The 8,699-nt window shown below is 63.3% G+C and carries 8 protein-coding genes and 1 pseudogene; 7 read left to right on the top strand and 2 right to left on the bottom strand.

The features are described 5' to 3' along the window. Nucleotides 1-226: 226 nt before the first annotated feature. The gene (locus MUN23_RS23440) at nucleotides 227-523 is read right to left on the bottom strand and encodes a hypothetical protein (protein ID WP_248761484.1); all 297 of its coding nucleotides are present in this window, start codon (nucleotides 521-523) and stop codon (nucleotides 227-229) included. A 515-nt stretch (nucleotides 524-1,038) separates the two neighbouring features. Here MUN23_RS23440 and MUN23_RS23435 point away from each other — a divergent pair. The 5 genes from MUN23_RS23435 (at nucleotide 1,039) to MUN23_RS23415 (ending at nucleotide 5,806) form a co-directional block, all read left to right on the top strand. After that, nucleotides 1,039-1,467, top strand: a complete 429-nt coding sequence (locus tag MUN23_RS23435) for a hypothetical protein (protein WP_248761483.1) — start codon at nucleotides 1,039-1,041, stop codon at nucleotides 1,465-1,467. 66 nt (nucleotides 1,468-1,533) lie between these two features. Beyond that, nucleotides 1,534-1,881, top strand: coding sequence for a hypothetical protein (locus MUN23_RS23430; protein ID WP_248761481.1), 348 nt, complete (start codon nucleotides 1,534-1,536; stop codon nucleotides 1,879-1,881). A gap of 571 nt (nucleotides 1,882-2,452) precedes the next feature. After that, the gene (locus MUN23_RS23425; RefSeq protein WP_248761479.1) at nucleotides 2,453-3,475 is read left to right on the top strand and encodes a DUF4192 domain-containing protein; all 1,023 of its coding nucleotides are present in this window, start codon (nucleotides 2,453-2,455) and stop codon (nucleotides 3,473-3,475) included. A 175-nt stretch (nucleotides 3,476-3,650) separates the two neighbouring features. After that, nucleotides 3,651-3,800 carry a hypothetical protein gene (locus MUN23_RS23420; RefSeq protein ID WP_156380210.1) on the top strand — a complete coding sequence of 50 codons (150 nt, stop codon included), beginning with the start codon at nucleotides 3,651-3,653 and terminating at the stop codon, nucleotides 3,798-3,800. 677 nt (nucleotides 3,801-4,477) lie between these two features. Continuing rightward, nucleotides 4,478-5,806 (top strand): ParB/RepB/Spo0J family partition protein, encoded by a 1,329-nt coding sequence (locus tag MUN23_RS23415; RefSeq protein ID WP_248764185.1) that lies wholly within the window; start codon nucleotides 4,478-4,480, stop codon nucleotides 5,804-5,806. A 707-nt stretch (nucleotides 5,807-6,513) separates the two neighbouring features. Here MUN23_RS23415 and MUN23_RS23410 read toward each other — a convergent pair. Beyond that, a complete protein-coding gene (locus tag MUN23_RS23410; RefSeq protein ID WP_248761477.1) occupies nucleotides 6,514-7,473 on the bottom strand; it encodes a hypothetical protein in 960 nt (319 codons plus the stop codon). Nucleotides 7,474-7,773: 300 nt separating this feature from the next. On the opposite strand from MUN23_RS23410, the gene MUN23_RS23405 reads away from it, so the two are divergent. Together MUN23_RS23405 and MUN23_RS23735 are read left to right on the top strand one after the other, a co-directional pair. Beyond that, complete coding sequence (locus MUN23_RS23405; RefSeq protein ID WP_248761476.1) at nucleotides 7,774-8,040, top strand: glutaredoxin family protein; 267 nt, start codon at nucleotides 7,774-7,776, stop codon at nucleotides 8,038-8,040. Nucleotides 8,041-8,249: 209 nt separating this feature from the next. Then, nucleotides 8,250-8,657: pseudogene (locus MUN23_RS23735) on the top strand (single-stranded DNA-binding protein); the annotation flags it as partial. Nucleotides 8,658-8,699 lie beyond the last annotated feature (42 nt).

Genomic DNA, 8,699 nt, shown 5'->3' with positions numbered 1-8,699 from the left:
CGCGTGTGAGCTCTTTGCCCTGCCGGGACCAGAGCGTCACTCCGTCAAAATTTATGAGGGCGATCGTCCGGTACCCGTCCCATTTGGGTTCTGAATACATCACGCCTGGCAGCGCATCGGGTCCCGGGAATGTCTTGACGAGTTTCGCCAGGGCAACAGCAACCGGTGGTTGCAGAGCCGGCGGGATGGACTCGCTCATGGGCTCAGCCTAAAGGACTGGCCGTTTCTAGCGCTGCGGGCCGTCCTGGATGCCCTCGGCGGTGTACTTCTGGGTGTGCCTTATGGTCTCCGCCAAGGCCCGTACGGACGGCGGGTCGTCCTGCCAGCGGCTGCCGTCCCTTGTGCAGGCACGGAATGACGGCACGCCTGCTTCCTTGGCCGCCTGCTGCAGTTCTGCCCACGCCGCTTCCAGGTCTGCCAGCTGCGCGGGCGACAGCGGCTCGGGTGCCGGGGCCACCACGACGGCGGAGGGCTCCGCTGCGGCCGGTGCCCGGCGCCGGGTGAAGAAGCTTCGCAGTCCCACAGTCCATCTCTCCTTCTGACAAAGAATGTCCCGCCTGGGATTGGGGGAACCAGGCGGGACCATCCCACCGTACCAACCCAGTCTGACAAGTCCCAGGGCAATGCAGGCTCGCAGTGCTCGCCCTGGTTTCGGCTGCGCTTCAACCAGTGAATGGGCGTCCGCTTCGCGGCCGGCTGTTGGGTCCAGGGCGCGCCGTCGCAGAGCTCCGGGCCCCTGGCCCTGTTTGTCTACGACGTCTTTTGGTTGCTGTCCTTCGGATTCTAGGCGTCCGCTCCACCCCGTCTAGCCCCTCCGTTCCTCCGGGGCCTGCGGCGCAGGAATTTCCCTACGGCGCTCCTTCGTCGCTGATTTCCTCCGGGAAATTCCCACACCTTGCCCTGCGGGTAGACAGGGCTCCGTCGGCCGCCGAGCAAGCGAGCTTGCCAGCAACCAAAAAACAACGGGGGAGAAGGGCAGTAGCTGGCACAGTTCCACAGCCCCCTCACCCACCGAATCCTCAGCAAAGGACAAACACCATGAGCACAGTTTCCACACAGGCCGTCACCACGGCGGACACCGCCGAGACCATCCCCGCCGCCGTCGTTCTGGGCGATTACCACATGAACGACGGCTGGGACTGGATGGACCTGATCGGCCAGCACGGCTGGGCAGCGGTGAACGTCTGGGGTTGCGACGGCTGGGACGTGGGCCAATGGCCCTACGTCATCGTCGCCGCGACCCGCGCCACGGACAACACCGGGGAACTGTTCGGCGTGGCCACGTACTGCGAGGGCGACGTGAAGACCACCTATTACCGGACCCAGGCCCGGCAGTGGGACGCGATCACCGAAGAGGCGTTCGAGTCGTGGAAATGCGGACAGGCCACCGGACCGGCAGACCTGCCACTGGCTGCGGCCGAGCTGCCGAGCCGCTACCGCATCCCCTATGCCCCGGCCTTCGCCTAACAATCCCTGAGCGGCTGCGCCCCGTCACCCACGGGGCGCAGCACCCCACCACTTCCAAGGAGCTCCATGAGCAACGACACCACCCCCAAAGGCATCACCGCCCTGATCTACCGCGACAGCTTGGGCATCGACTTCTCCAACCGGGGAATCTCCGCCCAGGTCACGGAAGTGACCGTTATCGGTCCCGGCATTGACCCGATATTCCCCGCGTCCAAGGAACGGCCCGCCGTCCGGATCGTCACAGGCGAATCGTTTGACGGCGGCATCACCATCCACGCCGTACCCGTCACGGCCGAGGGGGAACCGGCCCCGTGGTACATGTTCGGCGGGACGTTCATTTTTAGCAGTGACTCACGTTTCCGGGCAGCCGCAGGCCACTATGGAGCCTTGCCGCTGCACGACCGCCAAGAATAAGAAACGCGGTGGCCGGGCCAGATGGTCCGGTCACCGCTGGCGGTCCGCCGTCGTGGCCGGCCCGGGTGCCTGGTTGGGGGCGGCGGACCGCCGTTAGCGCCAAGGCCATGAACGTGGTTCAGTGCCGACGGCGGCCGCCGGCGCCGGGATCCGCGCCGTGCTTTCTATGGTGAAGGTACAGGGCCGGCTCGCCAGGGCTCACCACAATGGGCGTCCGCTGCGCGGCCGGCTGTTGGGTGCTGCCGGTCTGTCGCAGAGCTCCTGCCCGTCATCACCTTTGTCTACGTCTTCGACGTTTTTTGGTTGCTGTCCTTCGGATTCTAGGCGTCCGCTCCACCCCGTCTAGCCCCTCCGTTCCTCCGGGGCCTGCGGCGAGTGAATTTCCCTCCGGCGCTCCTGCGTCGCTGATTTCCTCCGGGAATTTCCCGCACCTTGCCTGCGGTAGACAGGGCTCCGTCGGCCGCCGAGCAAGCGAGCTTGCCAGCAACCAAAAAACAACGGGGGGAGAGGGGCAGCTGGCCCGGTTACGAGGTCCCCTCACCATCCCAATCCTCAGCAAAGGACAAACACCATGACTGAATCAGTACGCGCCACCGGCCCCGCCGATATCCTCAGCTACATCCCGCACACGCTGGGCAACGTGCCCCGCGAGTCGTTCGTGTTCCTGACCGTGCAGGGCACCCGACTGGGCGCCACACTCCGGGTGGACGCTCCCACGGCTGCAACGCCGGGCATGTTCGCCCACACCATCGGCGGCTTTCTCGAAGCGGACAAAGCCGCCACGTCCGTCCTGCTGGCCGTTTACACGGACCTGACCGCAGAGGACGCCCCGCGCCCGTTCCACGAGTACATCGAGGCACTCATTGAAGTACTCGACGCCGCAGGGACCCCGCTCAAAGACGGGTGGCTGGTGACCTCCACCCACTGGCAGGACCTGCTGTGTGACAGCGAGGCCGGATGCTGCGAACCCCAGCCGCTGGACGCGATCACCGACAGCGCCCTGAACGCCGAAATGGTGTTCCGCGGCAGCGCTTACAACGACGGACCCGGCACGACCTACGCGCCCTATGCCGGACCGGCAGAGGCCACCGAGTGGATCCAGTCCATGTATGGGCACCTGTCGGCCGAGGACCTGAGCGCACCACGCGCCCAGTGGGCCGCAGCGCTGGAAGCCAGCGAACCGCTGACCGGGGTCAAAGCGGTGGAGTTGGTGGCCGCATTCCAAGCCCCGGCCGTGCGGGACGCCCTGCTGGTGAACATCATCGACCCGGACCTGCCGGATGCAGAAGACAGCGGGGCGCTGCTGTTGGGCAGCAGGATCGCGCCGGACTGGACCCGCGTGGACAAGGCCCAAGCCGTGGCCCGCGAACTGATCACCGCAGCACCGGCGGGCTACCGTGCCCCGCTGCTGACCGTGATCGGATGGACGGACTACCTCAAAGGCCGGGCATCTTCGGCCGGGGAGCACTTCACACTCGCCCAAGCCGACGTCCCCGGCTACCGCCTCGCGGAACTGCTGGAGCAGATGATGGTGCTGCGCCCGATCGCGGACACCGCCAAGAACCCCGCGACCGCCTACAAGCGGGAACGCTAAACACCCCAAGGGGGCCGGGCCAGCATGGTCCGGTCCCCTCAGGTGGGGCGCGGCGGCCTCCCCCGCAAGCTCCGCCGGCCGCCGGTCACGCTTGCGCGGGCGCAGCACCACCGTGAAAGCACGGAAATACCCGCCGGGTTAGAGTGGAAACACGACGACCAGGCAGGAACCAACCATGAGCCACGGATTCATCCTCACCGATCAGGACAAAGCCCCTGAAGGCATCACCGCGGCCGAAGAGGCCATCGAGCTCGCCATCCTGGGTAACGACGAAACGAAGTCCCCCGCGGACTTCACCTGGGACAACCAGGGCCAGCAGTACTAAGACTCCTGCAGCGATGTTGCTGCACCTATAGATTTCCTTTTGCTGAGGGAAAACAGGGAGGGCTGGCGCCTGCAAGGTGCCGGCCCTCCCGCCCGTTAACAAGCCCCTGGCGCGACTAAAGTACTCACTCCCGGGGGGAGCTAGCGCGACTAAAGTACTCACTCCCGGGGGGAGCTGGCGCGACTAAAGTACTCACTCCCGGGGGGAGCTAGAGCGACTAAAGTACGGGATTCTATTTGGTGTTCGGGCAGGCTCGTTGGACTCGCCCTGGTTGCGGTGCAACCAGTTGATGGGCGTCCGCTGCGCGGCCGGCTGTTGGGTGCTGCCGGTCCGTCGCAGAGCTCCTGCCCGTCATCACCTTTGTCTACGTCTTCGACGTTTTTTGGTTGCTGTCCTTCGGATTCTAGGCGTCCGCTCCACCCCGTCTAGCCCCTCCTTCGTCGGGGCCTGCGGCGCCGGAATTTCCCTGCGGCGCTCCTGCGTCGCTGATTTCCTCCGGGAATTTCCCGCACCTTGCCTGCGGTAGACAGGGCTCCGTCGGCCGCCGAGCAAGCGAGCTTGCCAGCAACCAAAAAACAACGGGGGGAGAGGGGCAGCTGGCACAGTTCCACAGCCCCCTCACCTCGAGTCGATGAAACAAGGAGAACCACCTCATGACTGCAATCGCAGAAAACCCCATCGCTACGGCCCCGACGCTGGAATGGCTGGACCCGGCCACGCTGACCGTGGACGTGAACGTCCGCAAAGACGCGGCACTGACGCCTTCGTTCGTGGCCAGCATCAAAGAACATGGCGTGCTTGAACCCGTGATCGCCCACCGTCAGGAGAATGGGACGGTGCACGTTCTGATGGGACAACGCCGCACCCGCGCCGCCGTCGAAGCGGCCCGTCCCCTGATCCCGGTCATGGTCATGGACAGCCCCGAAGAAGCCGAACGGATCGTGACGCAGGTGGTGGAGAACATCCAGCGCGCCGAACTCACCCAAGCGGACGAAGCCGACGCCTACCACCAGCTGTCCCTGATCGGTGTCTCAGCGGCGCAGATCGCCAAGAAAACCGGGCGGACCAAAATCACCGTCGAGGACGCGCTGAAAGCGAAGTCCAGCACCGCCGGGGACGCCGCACTTGGGAATGGATGCACGATCGAGGAAGCGCTGATACTGGCCGAATTTGAAGGGAACCAGGACGCTACGGAGGAAATCGAATCCGTACTGGCCGACGAGCCGGACCAGTTGCATCACGTGGCCCAGCAGTTGCGGGACCGCAGGGACCGAGCAGCCGCCCTCGCGGCGCTGATTGCCGAACTCGAAACGGCAGGAAAGATGATTGTAGAGGACGCAGGGCACTACGCAGGGGAGGAAAACCTGTACGTCTCCGCCGCCCGCCGCTCCGACGGGGAGGACGCAACCGAGGACGACGCGAACGCCTACATCATCACCAGCAACTGGCAGGGAGAACACTCCGCCAAACCGGTCATCACCGGATGGGAAGCGCTGGGCTTCACACCCAAGCACGAGCGCTACGACGGCGGCAGTTCCGCCCAGAAAGGACCGATGACCGATGAGCAGAAAGCCGAACGCCGGACCCTGATCGAGAACAACAAACTGATGATTTCGGCGACGACCGTACGCCGGGAATGGGTCACCGCGTTGCTGGCAAAGAAGCAGGCTCCCAAGGGCTGGCAGTACTTCACCGTCCACGCCATCACCCACCACTCAGAAGTCGCCAGCGGCTACGACGGCGAAGTGGCCGCGCACATGGCAGGGGCAAAGATCGAAGGGGAGAAAACGTGGGCGTGGAACCCGCTGAGGAATCACGTGGCCAAGACCACGACCCGACCCGAGTTCGCCTTGATCGCCCTGATCTGCGCCGGGTATGAAAAGACCATCGCCAAAGATTCATGGCGGGCACCGCACCAGTCCCACCGCGACTACCTGAACCAGCTCGTCACATGGGGATACACCGCATCGGAGACTGAACAGATCATCATCGACAGCGACAAGTAACCACCACCGGGCATAGAAAAACCCCGGACCCTAGATGTTCGAAGTATCTAGGTTCCGGGGTTTCTTCTCCCCACAGTCTACCGGCCAAAACGGGAAAAACGTCAAAGCCCGCACGGGCAGGGAAACAGGGCATCGGAACCGTGAGAATCGCGGGCGGTCCGCCTCCCCAGGTGGCAGCACCCAGCGTGGTCACCAACGACGGACCGCCGTTCCAACGCGGCCACCACTAGCCGTTCCGTGGGGACAGCGCAGCAGTTACCAGGAAACGGTGTCCCCACCCATGAAGACCCCTCGCCCACCTGGGCACGGCAAAAGCTCAACGTCCGGGCTTTCCCGCACACACCTGGACGACGGTGACCAGCCTGACCGGCTGATCACACCCCGCCAGCTACTCAAACCCAAAGATGCCGTGGACGACACAGTGAACGTCCGTGGCCACCAGGTGCCGGCTGCTGCGGATCGTGGAGGGCCGGCTACCAGGGCGGCTCTATTCCGAGGACCAGGAACGGGGGCGGCTACATGTCATTTTCCGAAGTCGTCTGCACACGGTGCCCTGAAAGTACGGGGACTTGTGCGGTCGAGTATGGACATCGGGGTGTCCGAAGTCCCATGCACAACGCGTCGCGTAATCTTGCTCGAGAGTCCCCCTGCACGGAAGCGCAAAAGGCACGTCGGCGGCACTCGTCCGCCGCGATTGCGGGACCTTGTCACTCGACTTCGAGGGCGGCATTGAAGAAGTCTGGGATCACCGCTTCGATCTTGCTCTCAAGAGTCCTCAGTGCCGTCTCGGTCCAACCGTAGTAACTGGTCACGTAGGTCATAGCGTTGTAGAAGGCCGCTAGCGCTGCACGAACGTCCTTCTCAACCGACTCGATAGTGACGCGAACGTTCGCAACGCCGCGGCCTGTCTTCTCGTCCTTAGTCCAGACACGCATCTCTCTCACCGTGTAGAGGGTCGGGTGAGTGAGGTTCGAGAGCAGCCCGTATAAGCCCGAGGCCACAGTCGCATCGATAGTGCCACCGAAGCGGGCGGTGAGGTCGTACATCCACCTGACAGAGTCTTCAAGGCCCGGCAGCTGTTGACCGTGAAGCCTGTACTTGCCCAGCTCCTCGGGAGTCGAGTCGGGGAAGCGGGCGGCAATGTCCGCCTTGACCTTCTTGTAGGCGTCCGCCGTGCGCGTATGAGTGGGGTCGCTCTTGCCGCGAAGACGACCGGCGTTCTTCTTGGCTTCCTCGGCGCTCTTCAACTCCTCTAGGTAGGCGCGAGCAAGACGGTCTTCCGGAGCCTCCGTGGGGTCGTCGCCCGTCACCCACACCGCGTGTGCGCAATTCTCGATTACGGCGCGCAGAAGCAATGGCGGAGTGGCAACCACCTCTGCAGCCCTCAGTAGAGCAGCCCAACTACCCAAATGCGCCGCGGCGTTGAAGAGAAAAATCTGGATCGCCTCTGTGATGAGGCGGTGGCCGGTTTCGCCAATCGGCTTGTCGATTACCGGATCGGGCGATGGCAGGATTGTGGCCGCTTGAGCAGCGCCCGATCCTGCTGCCGGTTCCCAGTGAAAATCGTCGGCGGTCTCGTGGAAGGCCTCGCGGCAAGCCGATAGCGTCTGCGCCAACTCCTCGAGGCGGTCGCTGTACGTGGACGGCATGGTCTGCCAGTAGGTCATTGTGGAGCCTTTCGGGCGAATCGACAGAGGTTCAAAGATAACGCGGTAAAGTATCCCCTCCGGACAAGTAGCGGCCGCAGTGCAGAAGACTTCTGACATACGTGCAGTCAGCTTCTGAAAATGACACTACACGCCGGAAGCTGACGGCATCACCACTGCCATGGCTCACCTAAAATAGAGCTAAAAACCTCTAGATTGCGGGCCAAAACCCTATTTATTCAGTTGAATAATTGCTAGAATAGAGGTAGCAAGTCAAGCAGTCGAACGAAACTTTTACTCATACGAAACCAGGTACTGAAAATGACTTCCTCACCCACCGATTACACGGTCTACACCAAGCCGGAATGCCCTAACTGTGACAAGACGAAGGCCTACTTCCAGTCCAAAGGCATCACCTACACGGCCGTGGATATCACCGAGAACCCCGCCGCCCTCGAATACATCACCGAAGAACTTGGCTACGCCCAGGCGCCCGTCGTGCAAAACAATGCCGATGACCAGGATCACTGGTCAGGGCTCCGCCGGGACAAGCTGGTCCAAGCATCCATGAACCGCCAGGCGGCGTGAGCTCTATGACTGACACGCAGCAGGGGGAGCGGTTCCCGCTTAGCCACCGACGGATCACTGACGCTGAATGGTTCGGCCTGGACGCTAATCCGGAGGGCACCATCAACGTCCCCCTCGTGGACCACTACGAGCCACTCCCGTACCCGGAATGGTCGGGGTCTGAGGACCACCACGACATCCGGAACACCTCTCGAAAGGCACCCACCATCATGGCCGGAGAAACCACGATCACCGTCATCGGCAACCTCACCAGCGACCCCGAACTGCGGTTCACTCCAGTTTCCCGTGAGTTCGGGAAAACCGAAGGCACTCCGGTCGCGAACTTCACCATCGCTTCAACGCCCCGGACGTTCGATTCGGCGTCCAAGGAGTGGAAGGACGGGGACACTCTCTTCATACGCGCGTCGGCGTGGAGGGAGATGGCCGAGAATGTGGCCGAGTCCCTGACCAAGGGCATGCGTGTCATCGTCTCCGGCCGGCTGAAATCCCGGTCTTACGAGACGAAAGAGGGGGAGAAGCGGACCGTGATCGAGCTCGAGGTCGACGAGATCGGCCCCTCCCTCCGCTACGCGAACGTTTCCCGTGGGTTCAAGAAATCTGAAGGTGTCCCGGCTGGGAACTCAAGCGACGAGGCTCGGGTTTAGGGGCTGGTGATGCTT

This window comes from Pseudarthrobacter sp. SSS035, assembly GCF_023273875.1.
Lineage (GTDB): Bacteria > Actinomycetota > Actinomycetes > Actinomycetales > Micrococcaceae > Arthrobacter.
Note: the sequence above shows the minus strand (reverse complement) of the source record. Positions and strands in the feature narration are given on the sequence as shown.

Coding starts and splice junctions, on each gene's coding strand:
- MUN23_RS23410 (WP_248761477.1), bottom strand. CDS start 7,473: ATGACCTACTGGCAGACCATGCCGTCCACGTACAGCGACCGCCTCGAG.
- MUN23_RS23405 (WP_248761476.1), top strand. CDS start 7,774: ATGACTTCCTCACCCACCGATTACACGGTCTACACCAAGCCGGAATGC.
- MUN23_RS23425 (WP_248761479.1), top strand. CDS start 2,453: ATGACTGAATCAGTACGCGCCACCGGCCCCGCCGATATCCTCAGCTAC.
- MUN23_RS23435 (WP_248761483.1), top strand. CDS start 1,039: ATGAGCACAGTTTCCACACAGGCCGTCACCACGGCGGACACCGCCGAG.
- MUN23_RS23430 (WP_248761481.1), top strand. CDS start 1,534: ATGAGCAACGACACCACCCCCAAAGGCATCACCGCCCTGATCTACCGC.
- MUN23_RS23420 (WP_156380210.1), top strand. CDS start 3,651: ATGAGCCACGGATTCATCCTCACCGATCAGGACAAAGCCCCTGAAGGC.